The sequence below is a fragment of the Psychrobacter immobilis genome (assembly GCF_904846285.1).
Taxonomy (GTDB): domain Bacteria; phylum Pseudomonadota; class Gammaproteobacteria; order Pseudomonadales; family Moraxellaceae; genus Psychrobacter; species Psychrobacter immobilis_D.
Genome location: NZ_CAJHAD010000022.1, coordinates 26,157 through 44,940, shown reverse-complemented (window position 1 = coordinate 44,940; position 18,784 = coordinate 26,157). Strand labels below are relative to the sequence as shown.

12 protein-coding genes and 2 tRNA genes are annotated in these 18,784 nt (G+C 43.9%); 2 read left to right on the top strand and 12 right to left on the bottom strand.

The features are described 5' to 3' along the window. Positions 1-673 precede the first annotated feature (673 nt). From JMX13_RS11555 to JMX13_RS11525, 7 genes are all read right to left on the bottom strand, one after another. Positions 674-2,032: a tyrosine-type recombinase/integrase gene (locus JMX13_RS11555; RefSeq protein ID WP_201612774.1), complete on the bottom strand. Its 1,359-nt coding sequence runs from the start codon at positions 2,030-2,032 to the stop codon at positions 674-676. Positions 2,033-2,197: 165 nt separating this feature from the next. Beyond that, a tRNA-Leu gene (locus JMX13_RS11550) sits at positions 2,198-2,284 on the bottom strand. A 122-nt stretch (positions 2,285-2,406) separates the two neighbouring features. After that, positions 2,407-2,480: transfer RNA gene (locus JMX13_RS11545), tRNA-Cys, on the bottom strand. Between the two features lie 213 nt (positions 2,481-2,693). Next, the gene (gene fdhD, locus JMX13_RS11540) at positions 2,694-3,740 is read right to left on the bottom strand and encodes a formate dehydrogenase accessory sulfurtransferase FdhD (RefSeq protein ID WP_201612772.1); all 1,047 of its coding nucleotides are present in this window, start codon (positions 3,738-3,740) and stop codon (positions 2,694-2,696) included. A gap of 35 nt (positions 3,741-3,775) precedes the next feature. Beyond that, on the bottom strand, positions 3,776-6,169 hold the full coding sequence (locus JMX13_RS11535; RefSeq protein WP_201612770.1) for an FdhF/YdeP family oxidoreductase: 2,394 nt from the start codon (positions 6,167-6,169) through the stop codon (positions 3,776-3,778). Positions 6,170-6,370: 201 nt separating this feature from the next. Next, the gene (locus tag JMX13_RS11530; protein WP_265088414.1) at positions 6,371-7,339 is read right to left on the bottom strand and encodes a c-type cytochrome; all 969 of its coding nucleotides are present in this window, start codon (positions 7,337-7,339) and stop codon (positions 6,371-6,373) included. Continuing rightward, on the bottom strand, positions 7,339-8,715 hold the full coding sequence (locus JMX13_RS11525) for a cytochrome c (RefSeq protein WP_227686303.1): 1,377 nt from the start codon (positions 8,713-8,715) through the stop codon (positions 7,339-7,341). The genes JMX13_RS11530 and JMX13_RS11525 overlap by 1 nt, the downstream gene beginning before the upstream one ends. Positions 8,716-8,957: 242 nt before the next feature. Between JMX13_RS11525 and JMX13_RS11520 the strand changes: the two genes are divergently transcribed. Further along, a complete protein-coding gene (locus JMX13_RS11520) occupies positions 8,958-11,126 on the top strand; it encodes a PhnD/SsuA/transferrin family substrate-binding protein (RefSeq protein ID WP_201612766.1) in 2,169 nt (722 codons plus the stop codon). 105 nt (positions 11,127-11,231) lie between these two features. Then, positions 11,232-11,885 carry a response regulator transcription factor gene (locus JMX13_RS11515; protein ID WP_201612764.1) on the top strand — a complete coding sequence of 218 codons (654 nt, stop codon included), beginning with the start codon at positions 11,232-11,234 and terminating at the stop codon, positions 11,883-11,885. A 90-nt stretch (positions 11,886-11,975) separates the two neighbouring features. Here the strand turns inward: JMX13_RS11515 and JMX13_RS11510 are convergent, their stop codons facing one another. The 5 genes from JMX13_RS11510 to metG all read right to left on the bottom strand — a co-directional run bounded on the left by JMX13_RS11510 (position 11,976) and on the right by metG (position 18,711). Next, positions 11,976-12,770: an ABC transporter ATP-binding protein gene (locus tag JMX13_RS11510; protein WP_201612762.1), complete on the bottom strand. Its 795-nt coding sequence runs from the start codon at positions 12,768-12,770 to the stop codon at positions 11,976-11,978. A 31-nt stretch (positions 12,771-12,801) separates the two neighbouring features. Beyond that, positions 12,802-13,701, bottom strand: coding sequence for an ABC transporter permease (locus JMX13_RS11505; RefSeq protein WP_201612760.1), 900 nt, complete (start codon positions 13,699-13,701; stop codon positions 12,802-12,804). A 373-nt stretch (positions 13,702-14,074) separates the two neighbouring features. Next, positions 14,075-15,103, bottom strand: a complete 1,029-nt coding sequence (locus tag JMX13_RS11500) for an ABC transporter substrate-binding protein (protein ID WP_201612758.1) — start codon at positions 15,101-15,103, stop codon at positions 14,075-14,077. A gap of 129 nt (positions 15,104-15,232) precedes the next feature. Further along, positions 15,233-16,279, bottom strand: a complete 1,047-nt coding sequence (locus JMX13_RS11495) for an ABC transporter substrate-binding protein (RefSeq protein WP_201612778.1) — start codon at positions 16,277-16,279, stop codon at positions 15,233-15,235. Positions 16,280-16,593: 314 nt separating this feature from the next. Next, positions 16,594-18,711 carry a methionine--tRNA ligase gene (gene metG / locus JMX13_RS11490; protein WP_201612756.1) on the bottom strand — a complete coding sequence of 706 codons (2,118 nt, stop codon included), beginning with the start codon at positions 18,709-18,711 and terminating at the stop codon, positions 16,594-16,596. Between the last annotated feature and the right edge of the window lie 73 nt (positions 18,712-18,784).

The following is an 18,784-nucleotide window of genomic DNA, read 5'->3' as shown; positions in this document are numbered from 1 at the left end:
CCTTTGGTATCAATGGTAACGAATATGGTTTGTCCGATGATGTCGGTGGCGGCAAGATTGGGGTTTTTACTGGTGAGGATTAGACGGTATTCATAGAGCGTGGATAACCCCTCAACTCCCTTTAGTTCGACAAAGGCCAAGTCGCGACCAAAGGGGGTTTGGATGCCAATGGTGCGCATGGGGATATCCTTTTGTTGTATTCAGAGGTAAAGCGTAAGCTGATGATAGATCGATAAAGTCATGATAAGACTATTTTTATGAACTTATGTGTGGCTGGTGAGAGTGTACCGCCATAGTAAGAGGATGTCATTGTTTTTAGGTAAGGTTTAAGGTTATTTCTATAAATTTGTGCTTTGTAAAGACTACGGTAAATGAGTTAAAGCTCGAACAGGTTAATTGAAATTTTAAAAGGTTTAAGTTCTTATCCAAAACCCCCGATTATTCCTATAACGGGTCTTATGATGAATGAAGATACAATAGTAAAGTTATTTGTAAGAAAGTTCCTTTCCTTAAATACTCGCTCTTTTGAATCTCTAAAATAACATACTTATCTAACGCTTTTTACACTAGTGAATTAGATCTATGATTTTCAATAAATCTAAGTATTATCTAAAGCCGTCATTTAGCTTTTTTAGTAAATAGTATATTGTTGAATTAATTTAAGAATAAAAGGCTATTTCTTATTTCCCAATAGCTCTAGTACCTTGTCTTCACCCAGCTGATCAATGAGCGCTTGCAGCTGCACGGAAGGATCATTTTTTGTTTGCGCATCCGCTCTAAACTCTGCCGTATCTCTGCCTTCTCTTAAAGCGTCTAAATAGTCTGCCCACTTCTGCATCATCTCCGCACGATCATCAATGTAATCAAATCGTCCGTAAGCACCGCCATTAGGATCTTTAGTCGTATGGCCCAATGCCATCTCTACGAGCACCAGAGAGTACTTTAACTGCTCTTGTAGGATGGTCTTCGCTGTCGCTCTAAAGCCATGAGCACAATGTATGTTTTGATAGCCTAAATCTTTGAGGCGTTTGTTTGCCGTATTTTCAGATATGATCTGATGCTTTTTTGCCGTCTGGCTAAAAAAGACATATTCAGTATGTCCATTTACTCTATGCTGTTCACGCAATATAGCTACTACTTGATAAGGTAGGGGAACGACCATGTCCTTGACCATATTTACCTTGCCTTGTCCCTTCAATGGCTTTAACCGCCACCTACCAGCCTCTAGGTCTAGATCAGCCCAGCGCATACGTCTTAGGTCACCATTACGAACAAAGAGAAGGGCTAATAGCCTAAGGGAATTGATTGTGTTTGGGTCACCTTCTATTGTCTCGATAGCTTTAAGTAATTTAGCCAAGTCCTTCGGTTTAGTAACCGCAGGACGATGACCGTAACTTGACTTAGCCAACTGGCTTTTGATGAGCGCCGCAGGATTGCTCGTACAGAAGCCTCGAGCCCCAGCATAGATAAACACATCACTGGCAATGCCAGCACAGCGTTCAGCCTTATCTGTGGGCTTACCATCCTTGTTTAATGAGTTGGCTTGAATGTCTAACAGGACTTCAAGCATTTTAGGAGAGGTGATCTCGCTGATTGGCTCGTCACCAATATATTTGCATATAAGATCAAGACGACTTTTCTTACGAATGAGAGTATTACTTTTTTGAGTCTGGTCTAGACCGTCAAAGTATTCCCATGCAAAGTGATTAAAAGAGTTTTTAGTTTTACTAAAAATACTTTTCTTAATTTCTTCACGATAGTGTTTTGGGTCAATGCCTTTGCTTAGCAAATCTTCATATTCACGCCAAACTTCACAGGCACGAGCATACGAGATACTTGGATATATACCGATGGAGATAATGCTTTGTTTAGGATTTGAAGGCGGGTAGTAGCGATACATCCATGACTTAGTCTCAGTAGGACGTACCATTAAGAATAGTTTAGGATGGTTTTTTACAGCAACGAAGTACTTTTTATTTTCAGGCTTATGGCTGCTGATGCTTCGGTCTGAACTGATCGCTTTCCGTTCCATATCCTAGATCTCCATGAGTAGACTCAAAACTCGGTATACTTGACAGTATACTCAAAGTGCATGGATTAGGATAGATAGAGCAGGACAGTATAGAACGCCAGATACAACAAAGCCCCTGATATCAGGGGCTTTAGCTATTCTATAAGATAGTATAGGACTATATAATGGTACCCGGAGCCGGACTTGAACCGGCACGCTATTACTAGCGAGGGATTTTAAATCCCTTGTGTCTACCAATTTCACCACCCGGGCAAAACTTGTATTATCTAAAAGTAAGCTTTCTACTTGTTAGATAGTGGTCGCTATTATAAGCATTTTCGTTAATAAAGCAAGCTAAAATTAACGTAATACTAATAAATTTTAACCTAAATAATTGGAGGCTGAGGTCGGAATCGAACCGGCGTTAACGGAGTTGCAGTCCGCTGCATGACCACTCTGCCACCCAGCCAATCAAGGATGCCTATATTAGCAAAAATAATTTAAATTACAAGTCATTTTTTAGTTAAAGGCATCTTATTTACTAATTTTTCGGTATTTGGCTATAAATTAGTCGTTATTAAAGTATTAATGCGTTATTGCTAAGATAAAGGCAATATTGATTAAGTGATTAAAGAATATACTGCCAGGCATAGAAAACGCATAGATTGGCGTCTTAAAGGATTTAGTAGCCTGTATAGTAAGTGACTCGGTCATCACGTAAAAACCCCGCTAGCCCCAAGCCATAGCGTTCAGCGACGCGTACCGCAGTACTGGTCGGTGCCGACATTCCTACTAACCAAGGAATGCGGCTACGAATGGATTTTTGTACCAGCTCAATAGACAGCCGCGAGGTCATCACCACGCATGTCAGCTCTGCTTTATTACGCAATTGCCAACCGATGAGTTTATCAAGCGCGTTATGGCGCCCAACGTCCTCAAATAAATATAAATCATTGCCTTGCATGGTGGCTGCGGCATGTACCGCACCAGTCAATTGATGGGTATGTTGCGCAGCGTCAATATTTTGTCGTACTTGTAATAAATAATTCAGATTAGGAATAGCTAATTGTACTGGTTTTCTGTCTTGTGCTAAGCTTGATGATAAATAATTACTTAAATCGGGAAGGGCTTGCGAAAGCCCTGTAATACCGCACATACCGCAGCCTGTACGTCCTGCCAGCTGACGTCTTTGCGCTTGAATACGCTGATGACAGCGCTGATTTAAGACCAATTCTACTACATACACATCGTAGTCTTGCAACTGTGCTGAAAATTGTTCAGATCCAGTTTTTTCGTTAAGCAAGTCATCCGTTAAATCATGGGTAAATCTTTGATAACTGGCAACATCGGTCAGTTGCGTTACCTCCCAATCTAATAATTCATGACTATGATGAATCAATCCTTCGCTATATAGAAAACCAATGGCAAGGTATTCAAGCTGATAGGGGCTTGCCATCAATATAGCGTAATGGATGCCATTAATGACAATCGCAACGGCTGCTTCTACTGCTAGCATCGCTGATTTATCATCAATCTCCATTTCTCGAGTTTCATAAGACAGATCTGATGTAGATAAATAAGCATGTTTTTGTGCCAAATGTAGACGCGATAATGGTACTGTCTGCGTATCTATTATTGGCTCAGCAGTGTTAGTAGCATTGTTTTCTAAACCAACCGCTGAGCGATTTACCAAAGCCTCTACGGTAGCTAAGTTATTTTTACTGACCATTATTTTTAACCATTACTTTAATCAAACCATCCTTATTAAGCGCTGGCTGCTAGTTTGCTTTCATTAACGCGCTGCAAGACAACGGTGACGGACTTATAAGCGGGTGTCCTTGAGTCGGGCGCATGACTGTCTAAGTCGATAAGGTCATTACATTCAGGATAATAGGTTGCCACCGCGTTGGCGGCGATATCCATCTCAGTAAGTATTAAAGGGCCTAAGGTGCGCCGTTCATCTTGACTGTCTTGCCGCGATACCATGACACTATCGCCTTTTTGCCAACCTAAACGCTTGATTTCATCGGGATGCATAAATAACACATCGCGGCGGTTGGTTTGACGATAGCGGTCTTGATGGCCAAAAATCATGGTATTAAATTGATCATGACTGCGAACACTGGTTAGCTGCCATACTTTTTGCTCGGCAATTTCTTCTACGTTGCTATTTTTAAGATTGCTGTTTTCAAAACTATTGGCTTCAAAATTGCTATCTTTAGAAGCATTATTTTTAATATTGCTTTGATAGCTGTACGTGGTTTCTGCCATTTGTGCTGCGATATAAGTAATGGGATATTGAGGTACTTCAAATTGGGCTTTGCCACTATCGGTATTCCAAACGCGATGACGTGCAGGATGGTACAAATGAAAGCCGCGCTCGTTTTCGCGAATACGATCGTTAAAGTTCTCAAAGCCTTCAATAGCTTGGGCGATATAATTACGGATGATATCAAAGTCGCTACTCATGGTCTGCCATGGAATTGACGAATCAGAGCCAAGTACGTGGGTTGCCATATCGGCCACAATTTGCGCCTCAGATTTTAAATCATCACTGATAGGCTTCAGACGCCCTTGCGTGGGCACAACCTGGCACATAGAGTCTTCAATCGTCGCAAACTGCTCACCTTTAGCGGTTATCAGGCGTTCAGTGCGTCCTATACATGGCAAGATAAGGTTGTTTGCACCCGGATACAGCATGGTTTCATTAAGTTTGGTGCCGATAAAAACATTAAGCTGGGTAGTGGTTAAGGCAGTTTGAATCGCACTTTTATCAGGTGCGGCCACGGCGTAATTACCGCCCATACTGATAAAAGCTTTGAGCTTACCCTGCATCAATGCTTTCGCCCCAGCGATGACATCAAGCCCATCTTCTTGCGGCATAGGGCGCTTAAACACGCGCTCAAGGCTATCAAGTAGGCTTTGTTTAGGACGCTCATGGATTCCCATAGTACGGTCACCCTGTACGTTGGAGTGACCTCGAACCGGTGAGGCGCCTGCACCATCGACACCAATCATACCCATCAGTAGCAGTAAATTGGTAATCATGGCAACATTATCTTCACCTTGGACATGTTGGGTAATGCCCATGCCCCAGGTGCAAATGGTCGCTGGGCTATCAGCAACAAGTTTGGCAAGTTTAATAATGTCTGCTTTACTAATACCGCAGCCAAGCTTTACATCTGTCCAAGACTGCTGACGTAACCAAGTATCAAACGCGTCATAACCTGATGTGTGCTGCTCGATAAAATCATTGTTGATTTTACCGTTTTTGGTCAGCCATTTGGCCAAACCAGTCAAGAGCGCGACATCACCACCGATTTGAATTTGAATGACTTCATCGACCATCTCATCGCTTTGTCCTGCAGCCATATGAGTTGGTTTTTGCGGATTTCTAAACTTGCTCAAACCTTGCTCGCGCATCGGATTGATAGAGATAATACGGCAGCCTTGCTTATGCGCGTGCGCTAGCATCTCAAGCATACGCGGATGATTGGTCGCAGGATTTTGCCCAAACAGCATAATCAATTTCGCCTGCTCAAAATCTTCCAAAACTACGGTGGCTTTACCGACGCCTAATTGTTTACCGAGCATCACTGATGTTGGCTCGTGACACATATTGGAGCAATCGGGCAAATTATTGGTGCCAAAACAGCGTACAAACAGCTGAAACATAAAAGCTGGCTCGTTTGTCACGCGTCCTGAAGTATAAAATAAGGCTTCATCTGGTGAATCAAGATTTTTTAAGACATCAGCGATACGCTCATAAGCCGCTTGCCAAGAAATAGCGACGTAACGATCTTGCGCTGCATCATAATATAACGGCTCTGATAAGCGTCCGCTATGCTCAAGCTCATAGCCTGACCAACTTTGCAGTTCGGTCACGCTATGTCTGGCAAAAAACGCCGCATCTGCACGTTGGTTCATGGTTTCACTGGCAATGACTTTGATACCGTTTTCACAGACATCGATAACTTTATGGGTCTTATGATCAGGCCACGCACAGCCCGGACAGTCGAAGCCGCCCTTAGGCTGATTGCTATGTAAGACGCTGACACTACCGCGCATAAATGCTTTGTAATCCATTAGCTTACGAGTAGAAGCAACCAAAGCTGGCCAACCAGCGGCAGGGTGGGCATAAACAGGAATTTTGCGCATGACGGACCTCATAAGCGAATGGCGATAAGTAAGTATGGCTATAATAAAAGTAATTGCATTAAGCCCTACTATATAGTGGCTAGCCAAAATTTTTTAGTACCATTAACTATAGATAACAAAAAACCTCAAAGCAATTCATGCGTTTGAGGTTTTTTCTATAAATAAAATTGGCATTAATGTTGTGTTAGTGTGCTACGTCATTTAATAACGGGCGTCTTTGGGTTTTTTACCATTAGGCCAGTCGTTTACTTTGCCAGCAAAGTCGGGACGTGGTTGATGGGTGAAAAATTCAGCGACATCAATGGCGTCTTGGTCGCTGAGCACGTTGCCATGACCCCATAAACCTTTGGTTTGAATACCCATCGGCATATTGTACTTAACAAAAGCTGCGGCTTTATAAGTACGTGCCAACCCAGCGCCAATGTTAAAGGACTCATCGCCCCATAATGGCGGGAAAACAATATCACCGCGACTGTCTTTCATGCCTTCGCCATTGTCACCATGACAAGTGGCACATTGTACTTGGTAGATTTTCTCACCGCGTACAGGATTACCGACCAAAGACTCATCCACTTTACCGGCATTTTGAATATCGACCCTTTGCTCTTTTGGCGTGTTTTGTGATAGCCATTTCATATAGGCCAATATTGCCAGCATTTCAGGGGATTCAGGTTTTAATGGTTTGCCATTCATGGAGCGCTGGAAACAGCCATTGATACGTTTGGTTAAATCGACTTCTTTACCAGCACGAGGCATTACGCGCGGATAGAAGTTATAACTGTTGATATAGGGGTCGCCAAGGGGGATTTTACCTTGCGAGATATGACAGCTATTACAGTTCATTTGCGCGCCAACATGCTCGGGCAGTAAGCGCTTGGTTTCGTTTAATAAGCGCTTACCATAAAAGATCTCATCAGCATTCGGCTCATCTAAAATAGAGGTGTCTTGCGGCAACACATAAGTGCCAATGTCTTCGTTGGCATCATCAGCGGTGACTAAGCCATATTGAGGCGCGTTTTGCTCGACTGGCTCGGGTTGTGAGCAGCCACTACTGATAGCAGCGATACTAAGCGCTGAAGCAGTCAGGATAGTGGTGGTGAAATTACCCATTGTTTTTTTTCCAGAGATAACGCGAGCAATAGTAGGCAAGTTGAGTGGAGAGTTTTTCATTATTTTGCTCCTTTTGTTTGCGTATCAATACTTAAGTCTGGGGCAATATCGGTACTGGTTTTTGGTTTTTTGGCGAGGAAAGCGCGCATTTTTACCACATCATCAACACCAATTTCAGGCGCTTGGTTGGTCCAGCTATTACGTACATAGTTGACCACTTCTGCCACATCCGCATCACTCAGGTTGATAAATTCAGGCATGGTAAAGGCCATGCGGTCGTGCGGAGTTTCGGGCATCCGGCCACCGCTCAAGGTAATTTGTAGTACCGAATCAGCATTTTTAGCATATACCGCACTATTGCCATCAAGGGCAGGGAAAATACGCGCCACACCTTTACCATCGGCACGGTGACAAACTTGGCAATACTCGGCGTACAGAATTGAGCCGCGCGAATCGTAGTTGCCATCAAGCAGTTTTTGCGTGGTAATATCTTTTTTCGCTGGCAAGGTTGTTTCTTTATTTGGCGCAGGAGACAGTGTTTTTAGATAAGATGACATGGCGTTCATATCATAGTCTGTCATATATTGCGTGCTGTGCTCGACCACTTCGGCCATGGCGCCAAAGGCAGCTGTGGTATCAGTACGACCGGTTTTAAAGAAATTATTTAATTCTGCGACGGTCCACGTAGCCAAACCGCGATGCTCGCCGCGAATACTTTTGGCGCGCCAGCCATCAATGACCGCACCGCTCAAGTATTCTTCTGAGTCGGCATTGTTTAAGGCGATTTCTTGGAAACCGATACCGCGCCCAGTATGACAAGAGCCACAGTGGCCAGGACCTTCAATTAAATACTGTCCACGGGTCAATATTGCATCATCACTTTCAGCGACAAAGTCACGTTTTGGATCAAATATTGCTTGCCAGTAAGCTAGAGGCCAGCGCCAATTTGCCACCGGTGGTAACTCACTTTTTAAGTTGGCTTGCTTGACAGGTTTGACATCAGACATAAGAAAAGCGTACATCGCGGCCAAATCTTCATCTGGCATGAGCTGATAAGACGGGTAGGGCATCGCAGGGTAAAGGGCTTTATTATCACGACGCACGCCATGCTTGACGGCATTTTTAAAGTCAGTAAATGTATACTGACCAATACCGGTTTCTTTATCAGGGGTAATATTGGTTGAATAAATGGCACCCAGTGGCGTCAGCATAGGCAGGCCGCCGGCATAAGTTTCACCGTCAAGCGTCGTATGGCAGGCGACACAGTCAGCGGTACGCGCGACGTATTCCCCTTGTTTAATAAGAGCAGGGTCAGTAATATTAACTTCAATGTCACTGCTAGTCGTGCGCATATTAGGCAGTATTTGCCCAATGACAAACGCTAAAATCAGCCCGACAATGGCTGCCATAATAATGATTAATGGCCACTTTTTCATAAGCCTGCCCTCCATAAGATATTTTTACTAAGCTTCTCATTTATCATCACTATTTTATGAGGACTATGAGATATTCATATTGAAATTAAATATTTGGGATTTAAGCTTAGCGAATTAAAAGTTACACGATTGTCATCTAGTATAAAGTGGCGGGTAACATTGCGATATTGTGGAAAACCACATTATAATTAAGGTTTTCATTTATAATTAATGTTTGATAGCTCAAATCTAAGGCTAGGTTTATGGATAAAAAGTCTAAAGTCTGGGCTACCTTGAATGCTTATTTTATTATCGTTGTAGCGTCCTTGGCTTGGTTAATGCTAGGCAGCGCCAATGCACAAACCTACTATTTGGGCGTGCTGGCACCGCAAGGTGAAACGGTGGCGCAAGAGCGTTGGCAACCGTGGCTTAATCAGCTTAATGAGCAACTGCAAGAGGACACAGTGGTCTTGGTGCCGCTGGCGTTAGAAAATTGGCAGCAGGAAATCGAAGCGCAGCAGTTTGCTCTAGTGCTTGGCCCGCAAGTACAACTGATTAAAATGAATACCACTCATTGGCGCTGGCTTGCGACCTTGCAAGCTGAGACTGAGACGCTTACCAATAAAAATGATAAAGAGAGTAATAAAAAACGCTTTAAAACCAACGCCACTGATAAGCAGCTTTCCGCAACGGTTAACTTAGCCAATGAATTTAATAAGCTCAGTCAGGATAGTCCATTAAAAGAACCCAGCGCCATGGAAGAAGTCGCTAGTGCGCTTTGGGTAAAGGCGGACAGCGGTATTTATCAGTTGCAAGATTTGCAGCAGCGCAAAATCGCTGCCGTCGATGCCGAGGCTTTTGGCGGTTATCTACTGGTCGGGCATTTATTACAACAAAACGGCGTACCGTCCAACCGTTATCAGACCCAGTTCGTCGGCTATCCTATTGAGCGCACCTTACATGCATTGGCGAGTGGCAGCGTCGATGCGGCAATAGCGCCGCTTTGCTTGATGGAAGAGATGGCACGGCAAGGGAAGATTAGTGAGAAACAATACCGTCTTATTCACCCTGTGGCGACCGCTTCTAGCTGCCAATCTTCCACGCCGATATATCCAAATTGGACATTGGCGGCGACCGAGCAGGCACCTGCTGCCTTAATTCAGCAAATTAATCAAAATTTATTTGGTACGAGTCAATCAGAGCAAGCATTGTTAGGAATAGGACAGCGCTGGCTACCACCTGAATCGAGTAGCGATGCTGAACGTATCCTTTATGATATGAATCGTCATCCGGCCCAAAAGCAGCTTGGCGCGCATATGGTCGACTGGGTCAAGGCGCATCGATTGTGGATGGCCGTTATTGTTTTAATTATACTGATATCAACGGTGAATTATGCGTGGATGAGCTGGCTGGCATGGCGACGACGGCAAAAAATCACTCTGCAAAATCAACTGATTCGCGATTATGACCGGCAGCTACGTCAATCAGAACGCTTCGCTGTTATCGGTGAGATGAGTGGTTCAATTGCCCATGAAATCAATCAGCCGCTGGCGACCATTCAAAACTATGCTCAAGGCTTACTTATTCGCAGTCAAAGCAATCAAAGCAGTCAAGATGATATAGGGTCGAATACAGACGCTGTAAATAATTTGACTGCGCTAGCAAAGTCCCTGACTGATAAACAAGCAACAGACAAACAAGCGACAGAAAGTGCATTGCAGCAAATTGTCAACGAAACCGAACGGGTCGCGGCTGTCATCAGTAATATTCGGCGCTGGGCAGGGCGCTCTCAGCCGGATGAAGTGAGGGTAGATATCGTAACGACTTATGAGCAGTGTGTGTTGCTACTCGGTGAAAAGGCTTCAGGTATTGGTTTTTGGCTAGCGAGTGACTATCGATCGTTGCATTTACCAAGCCTAGTTCTTGACCAGTTATTGATTAACAGCATGGTAAATGCCGAGCAGCAAGGGGCGACGCAAATAATGTTACGTTGTCAGGTAGAGGATTATAATGGCAAGTCGTATGTGGTATTGCATATAACCGATGATGCAGGCGGTTTTAATGATATGCAGTTGCTTGATCATAAACAGTTAGTTGGTAATAAGCAGCTAGTTGAGAGACAATCACAGCAGCGTCTAACTAATCATTACGCCACCAAATCAACCAAAGAAAATGGTTTAGGCTTGGGTTTGATGATATGCCAGCGGCTTTGTGAGTCACTTGGCGGTATGATGCAGCTTAGCAATATCGAAGTGCAGCAGGAGCTAAACACCATACAAGCGTTAGACGGTTATCAGCAACTTTTTAAGCGGTCATTAAATGGTCAAGTGCGCTTGATGAAAACTGATAACATTTATCCATTAGTAAATAGGGTAGGCGCGCAAGTGTCTTTTTATCTGCCGTTACATTTGGCTGATAATGCGGAGAAATAAAGCGATTAAAAGAGACAGTAAGCAAAAGCGAAAGTGAGCAAGAGAGAGTTATGAGAAACCAAGTGTTTATAAAATTTACAAATTAATTTAATCATAAGGTTAAGTATGAATGCTCAGCATAATTCAGATAAACACTCAGAATGGCAAACGCCAGTTGATAACAGTAGTGAACCTCTGCTGATTCATATCATCGACGATGAAGAAAGCGTGCGTATATCGTGTGATTTTTTGATTGGCAGTTTAGGGCTACAAACCCAAGTATGGCCGAGTGCGCTGATGTTTTTGCAGCAAGTCGATATCTATCACCCAGCAGTAGTGGTTAGTGATTTGATGATGCCAGAAATGAGCGGTCAGGCACTGCAAGCACATCTCAATCAACATGACAGTCCGATAGCACTTATTGCATTGACCGGCAAGGGTGAGATTGCTGATGCCGTCAATATGCTCAAACAAGGCGCGGCTGATTATCTCGAAAAACCGATTAATAGTTACCGTCTACAAGAAGCGATTGCGCGCGCTCAAGCATTAACACTCAAACGTGCTCAGCTTTATAGTATCAAAAAACTTTATGCGCAGCTGACCGATAAAGAAAAACAGGTCGCTAATGAGTTATTAGAAGGAAATCTGAATAAAAATATCGCCGATCATTTAGATGTGTCCGTACGAACGATCGAAGTGCATCGTTCACAAGTGATGAAAAAAATGCAATCGCAGCATGTCAGTGAACTGGTGCAAAAATTGATGTTGCTTGAAGTCTAGAGTGTGGAATTATTACCATAATCATAAAAAAACGCCTGCTATTAAAGAGGCGTTTTATCTTTTAAAATTCAAAGTATTTTGCTAAATGATTTAGCTTAATATCAAACTATCATCTTCGACTTTTTCACCGCGGGTTTGCTCAAACATATCAAGTAAATCATGCACATTCATGCCTTTACGAATATCGCCAGATACGTCTAATACCACTTGCCCTTGATGAAGCATCACAGTACGCGTGCCATGGGCTAACGCTTGCTGCATCGAATGCGTGACCATCATCGTTGTAAGCTGATTTTCTGTTACGATTTTATCGGTTAACTCTAAAACAAACGCCGCCGTTTTAGGATCAAGGGCAGCCGTATGCTCATCAAGCAGTAGAATCTTAGACGGCTGCAATGATGCCATCAGCAGACTAACTGCTTGACGCTGACCACCCGATAATAATCCCATACGGTCGGTTAAACGGTTTTCTAGACCCAATTTTAAAACCGACAGTTTCTCGCGAAATAAGTCACGATTATTCTGATTTAGGGCAAATTTTAAACCACGTTTGCCGCCGCGCTTATAGGCAAGCGCCATATTTTCTTCGATGGTTAATGCTTCACAAGTTCCCGCCATTGGGTCTTGGAATACACGAGCGACCCAATGAGCGCGTTGGTGCGCGGTTTTTTTAGTGACATCGATACCGTTTAGCAAGATTGAACCGCTATCGACGCGTGTGGTGCCGCTGACCGCATTTAAAAAGGTCGATTTACCCGCGCCATTGGTACCGATAACAGTGACAAATTCACCATCAGCGATATTTAGATTGATACCACGAAGGGCAGGGTTTTCAATGGGCGTTCCAGGATTAAAGGTCAATCGCAAATCTGTAGCTTGCATCATAATTATGATTCCTTATGGTTGCACATTGAAATTAAGCCCGAACTTTACGACTTAAGAATTTATTTTTAGCTTTGGGCAATACCAAGGCCAATACCACGAGCAGCGCTGTAATCAAGTTTAAATCTTGTGGACCAAAACCAATACTACGCAGCGTGTCGCTCGACAAAGCAACCTGAATAAATAGCTTGTACAACACCGCACCGACGACCACCGCAAAGGTAATCAGCCAAATACGTTTGGCCGGAATGATAGTTTCACCGATGATGACCGCTGCCAAACCAATGACAATCGTACCGATACCGATCGAAATATCAGCGCCACCTTGCGTCTGCACAAATAATGCACCCGCTAACGCAATCAAGCCGTTAGAAATCGCCATACCAATGATGGTCATCCATGAGGTGTTGATACCTTGCGCTTGTGCCATACGTAGGTTAGAACCAGTTGCCCGCATCGATAAACCCGTCTCAGTACTATAAAACCAGTTTAAAAATAACATGGCCAATAGCACGACGACACCAATAATTAGGCAGCGCATCCAGTAACCATTGCCATCATTGACCAAGGTACTAAACACTGTCGTTTCACCCAATAGCGGCAAGTTTGGCGCACCCATAATCCGCAGATTGACAGAATATAAGGCCACCATCACAAGAATACTGGCAAGTAATTGCAAAATGCCCAGTTTGACGTGTAGCCATGCGGTGACAATACCGGCGACTGACCCTGCTAGCATACCAAAGGCGCAAGCAAGCCAAGGATTAATACCAGCAATGATAGAAATACCAGCGACAGCGCCACCCAACGGAAAGCTACCGTCAGCGGTCAAATCTGGAAAGTCGAGGGTACGAAATGAGATTAGGACGCCGAGCGCCACTAGGCCATAAATTAGACCACTTTCAAGCGCACCAAAAAAAGCAATTAAAGACATAAGAGATCAGTAAGTCATAACTAAGCGTTTAATCAATCATAGCAAGATAAGTGAGTGAAAGAGACGGGCGGCATTCACTGTTACCAATATACCAAGGTCGCAATGTAGGCATATCACGTTATCTAGTAGCCATTTTAACCAAACGACGAAGCGGTGAATTTAACAGATTGGATTATCTGCAGCTAGGGTAAAGCAAAACTTATCGCTACTATGGATAACTGTAAGTTTTGCTCATTTAAAACCTTTAAAAAACAAGCCCAGCCTACTGACTGATAGCTGGGTTTGTCTGCGCTAAATACATAGCTACATCAAATTAACCTAAACGATAATTGATAAAAACTACCGTCTAGGGATTAGATAGCAGAAGCGGCAGTTATTCTACCACTACTTTTGCTTTATCGATAACCGCTTGTGGCAAAGTAATGCCTTCAGCTTTCGCATTTTTTGGACTGACATATAAATCAAGTGATTGCGGCGTATATACAGGAATAGCACCCGCTTTTTCGCCGTTTAAGATACGCGTGACAAGTTTACCTGTTTCGCGGCCTAAATCGTAATAGTTTACCCCTAATGCTGCAACGGCACCGCGCTCAACAGAGCTGGTATCAGAGGCAATCAATGGAATCTTGCTTTCTTTAGCGATTTGGTACAGCGACTCATAAGCTGAGACAACGTTATTATCGGTTGAGGTATAAATCATATCGACCTTACCTTCAAGACTACGAGCAGCCATCGCGATATCGTTACTACGTTGAGCCGGCGCTTCATGTACCTTGATACCAAGCGGGGTTAGATTATCTTTCAGCGCTTTTAAAACGATGGTTGAGTTAACCTCGCCTGGGCTATAAACATAACCGACGTTCTTTAAGCTTGGGATAATTTGACGCATCAAATCGATTTGCGGCGCATAAGGCAGGGCATCAGAGGCGCCCGTGACGTTGGTGCCAGAACCATCAAGCTTAGAGACCAGTTTGGCCGCTACAGGGTCTGTCACTGCTGAGAACACCATAGGAATGGTGCTGGTAGAGGCAGCCACAGACTGAGCTGATGGCGTTGCAATGGCAACGATGACGTCTGGTGCATCAGCGACGAATTGCTTGGCAATCTGACCGGCAGTCGCAGTATTACCTTGGGCGCTTTGGAAATTTATGGTTAAATTCTCGCCTTCTTTAAAGCCGGCGTCATTTAATTCATCGATAACGCCTTTACGCACGTCATCGAGTGCTGGATGTTCAACGATAGCGGTAATAGCGACCGTTTTCATGGCAGCTTTGGCATCGCCACTCGTTGCAGCGCCGTCAGTGGTGTTGGCATCTTGTGCTGGCTGATTACAGCCGGTCAAGATAGCGGTGCAAACACCGCCCCATAGTAAAGCTTTGGCAAAACGATTTTGATACAACATGGGTCTGACTCCTGAAAATAATAATGTGTCCGTACATTATATAAAAGATAAATAAAAGGTAGCGCTGTCAGCCGCTATCCTAGCTGATTGTTAATGACTGTCAGTTTATTCATTGCTATTTAGTATCAACTATTTACTGTTCTTTTGTGCTTCTTTATCGACATTGATGGCGTTTTTAAGTAGATCTGCTGATAGGCTGGTACCTTGTTCAGCGGCGTGTTTTGGGCTGACGTATAGCGTTAAGGTGTTCATTACTTGCGGTGTGATATCTTTGGTTGCTTCACCGTTTAATACCCGATAAACCATTTTGCCCGTTGTACGACCAAAGTCATAATCATTAACCCCAAGCGCAGCAGTCGCACCGCGTCTGACACTAAATTCATCTGAGGCAATAACTGGGATATCAAGCTCATTAGCCGCACTTGCCATGGCTTCAAAAGCAGAGACCACGTTATTGTCCAGTGAGGTATAAATAACCTCTACCTTCCCTGCAAGACTACGAGTCGCCATCGCAACATCAGTAGGACGATTAGCGGTGACGCCCAATATCTTAAGCCCGCGCGCTGGTGCCGCTTTTTCCAGTTGTTTAAGTACCACCACAGAATTGGCTTCGCCTGGACTGTAAACATAACCAATGGTTTTTACATTAGGCACAATTTTTTGGATGTTGTCTAACTGCGGCTCGATGGGTAATTCGCTCGACAAACCAGTCACGTTGGTTTGGATAGGCACATCATTTTCGTCAATCAGCTTCGCGGCCACAGGGTCTGAGATGGCGGTATAAATCACAGGCACGGTTTTGGTCGACGCAACGATTGATTGCGCAGAAGGTGTTGAGATGGCGACGATGGCATCTGGATTGTCACCGGCGAACTGTTTGGCAATTTGCCCTGCAGTTGCGGTATTACCTTGCGCACTTTGAAAATTAACGGTTAGGTTTTGCCCTTCTACGTAGCCGTTGTCCGCCAGTTCATCAATAATGCCACGGCGCATCTCGTCTAAAGAAGGATGTTCGACAATCTGAGTGATGGCCAAGGTTTTGGCAGGCTTATCGTTAGTCGCGCTGTCATCAGTACTGACTGCAGGGTCAGTAGCGTTAGAGCAGGCGGTTAATCCAAGCGCAGCGCTGATAGCAGCGCCACACAAGCTAAGGCGTAAAGTAGTGGCAAAGGTCATTTTATTTTGGCTCATAGGTTAAAAAGTGCAGGTTACCCGAGTCAATGTTATGTGCATGCTGAGATAACGGGCTAACATTAAGGTAATCAATCCATTGATCATTACGTCCATATTATGACAGTAATGTAACTTATGGCAATAAGAAAATAAAACGCGTTTGTCATTGGCTTTAGAAAGGAGGGTTTAAATAAATTTTTGTTGGATAAATGACTTTATTATTGTGTCTTTTATATCTAATCGGCAATGAATTTTAGGGAATAAAAAAGATGCCACGAAGGACATCTTTTTTATTGGTTAATAAGCAATCATCTGTCTTAAGCGAGCACATCACCAATGACGCAGTTATCAGGTAGAGTAACCACCGTCAGCTGGGTTTTTGGATTGCCCGTTGATAACACCATCCCTTCTGAGACACCAAATTTCATCTTGCGTGGCGCCAGATTGGTGACGCAAATCACTTTTTTATCCAGTAATTGCTCAGGCTCATAAAACTTACGGATACCACTAAATACATTACGTGGTTTTTCTTCGCCAACGTCCAAGGTAAATTGTAATAGCTTGTCCGCACCTTCGACATAATTGCAGGCTAAGACGTGAGCGACTTTCATCTCAACTTTAGCAAAGTCTTCGATGCCGATATAGTCAGTTTGCTCAGCATTTGTATCAGTATCAGCCTTTTCTGCTTGCTGAGTGTTTGCTGCCGCTGTTTTATCATCTGATTTGCTATCGGTATTAGCAGTAGGAGCATCTGCTTGCGTCAATGAAGCTTTTGAGTCTTCAACCATTGCTGCAACGTCTTTTTCTTCGATACGCTGCATCAAAGGTTTGAATTTATTGATTTTATGTCCAAGCAACCACTCATTACGGCTAGCAAAACTCAAATCTTCAATGTTTAAGAATTCTTTGGCATTGGCCGTTAGCTCAGGCAATACGGGCGCAAGATAGACCATTAATTGGCGGAAGATGTTAATGGCGACCGAGCAGACGTCTTGAACTTCTTGCTCAGTACCTTCTTGTTTAGCCAGCGACCAAGGTTTTTTACCATCGATATATTCGTTGGCCTTGTCAGCACATTGCATGATCAAGCGCATCGCACGCGAGAACTCACGATTCTCATAAGCGGCTGCAATTTCATCACCAGTCTTAGTAATATCTTCTAATAATTCTGACTCTACGCAAACGTCTGACAGCATACCGTCGTATTTCTTCACTAAGAAACCCGCACTGCGACTGGCGATATTGACCACTTTACCAACCAAGTCAGAATTGACTTTTTGCATAAAGTCTTCTAAATCAAGGTTGATGTCCTCGACTTTGTCAGACAGTTTACTGGCGAAGTAATAACGTAAGTATTCAGGATGCAAATGCTCAGCGTAAGTTTCGGCCTTAATAAAGGTGCCTCGTGACTTACTCATTTTCTCGCCATTGACCATCAAGAATCCATGCGCGAAGACACCCGTTGGCGTACGGAATTCACTACCGGCTAGCATGGCTGGCCAAAACAGCGCATGGAAGTAAACGATGTCTTTACCGATGAAGTGATAAACCTCGGTCTTGTTCTCGTTTTCTTGCAGCCAATAACGGTCGAAATCGAGCGCTTGGTCTGTACCTTCACGCTTATCGCATAGGTTTTTAAAGCTTGCCATATAACCGACTGGCGCATCTAGCCATACATAGAAGTATTTGTCTGGCTCATCGCTTGGGGTATCTGGAATCTGAAAGCCAAAATAAGGCGCATCACGCGAGATATCCCAGCTAGTTAAGCCAGCGTCGAACCATTCTTGGAGTTTATTGGCAACCGATACTTGCAAGCGATTGTCACTACGCGTCCAATCTTTTAAGAATTGCTCAAACTCAGGCAAATCAAAGAAATAATGCTTTGAAGTTTTCAGAATTGGCGTGGCATCAGATAACGTTGAGTGCGGGTCTTTAAGATCGGTCGCATCATAGGTGGTACCGCAAACTTCGCAGTTATCACCGTATTGGTCAGGGGAATCACACTCAGGGCAAGTTCCTTTAACAAAACGATCGGCTAAAAACAGCTGCTTTTCAGGGTCGAAAAGTTGTTTGACGTCGCGGGTTGAGATATGTCCAGCACTGCTCAGCCTGCGATAAATCAGCTCAGAGAAATGCCTGTTTTCTTCTGAATGCGTTGAATGATAATTATCAAAGTTAATCAAAAATTTGGCAAAGTCAGCTTCATGTGAGGCTTTTACCGAGGCGATTTGCTCTTCTGGGGTAACGCCATTGGCTTCTGCTTTGAGCATAATCGCAGTACCATGAGCGTCATCTGCGCAAACATAGGTAACCTGATGACCTTGCGCTTTCATAGCGCGTACCCAAATGTCGGTTTGAATGTATTCTACAAGATGCCCCAAATGGATATGGCCATTGGCGTAGGGCAGCGCACTGGTTACTAGAATCTCACGCACAAAATCACCTATATTTTTATATAAACGGGTTGGTTATCAAACGTCTCAAGCGCTTTATGATGAGCAGGCGCGA

Coding starts and splice junctions, on each gene's coding strand:
- JMX13_RS11495 (WP_201612778.1), bottom strand. CDS start 16,279: ATGACCTTTGCCACTACTTTACGCCTTAGCTTGTGTGGCGCTGCTATC.
- JMX13_RS11510 (WP_201612762.1), bottom strand. CDS start 12,770: ATGATGCAAGCTACAGATTTGCGATTGACCTTTAATCCTGGAACGCCC.
- JMX13_RS11530 (WP_265088414.1), bottom strand. CDS start 7,339: ATGAAAAACTCTCCACTCAACTTGCCTACTATTGCTCGCGTTATCTCT.
- fdhD (WP_201612772.1), bottom strand. CDS start 3,740: ATGGTCAGTAAAAATAACTTAGCTACCGTAGAGGCTTTGGTAAATCGC.
- JMX13_RS11555 (WP_201612774.1), bottom strand. CDS start 2,032: ATGGAACGGAAAGCGATCAGTTCAGACCGAAGCATCAGCAGCCATAAG.
- JMX13_RS11515 (WP_201612764.1), top strand. CDS start 11,232: ATGAATGCTCAGCATAATTCAGATAAACACTCAGAATGGCAAACGCCA.
- JMX13_RS11535 (WP_201612770.1), bottom strand. CDS start 6,169: ATGCGCAAAATTCCTGTTTATGCCCACCCTGCCGCTGGTTGGCCAGCT.
- JMX13_RS11505 (WP_201612760.1), bottom strand. CDS start 13,701: ATGTCTTTAATTGCTTTTTTTGGTGCGCTTGAAAGTGGTCTAATTTAT.
- JMX13_RS11500 (WP_201612758.1), bottom strand. CDS start 15,103: ATGTTGTATCAAAATCGTTTTGCCAAAGCTTTACTATGGGGCGGTGTT.
- JMX13_RS11525 (WP_227686303.1), bottom strand. CDS start 8,715: ATGAAAAAGTGGCCATTAATCATTATTATGGCAGCCATTGTCGGGCTG.
- JMX13_RS11520 (WP_201612766.1), top strand. CDS start 8,958: ATGGATAAAAAGTCTAAAGTCTGGGCTACCTTGAATGCTTATTTTATT.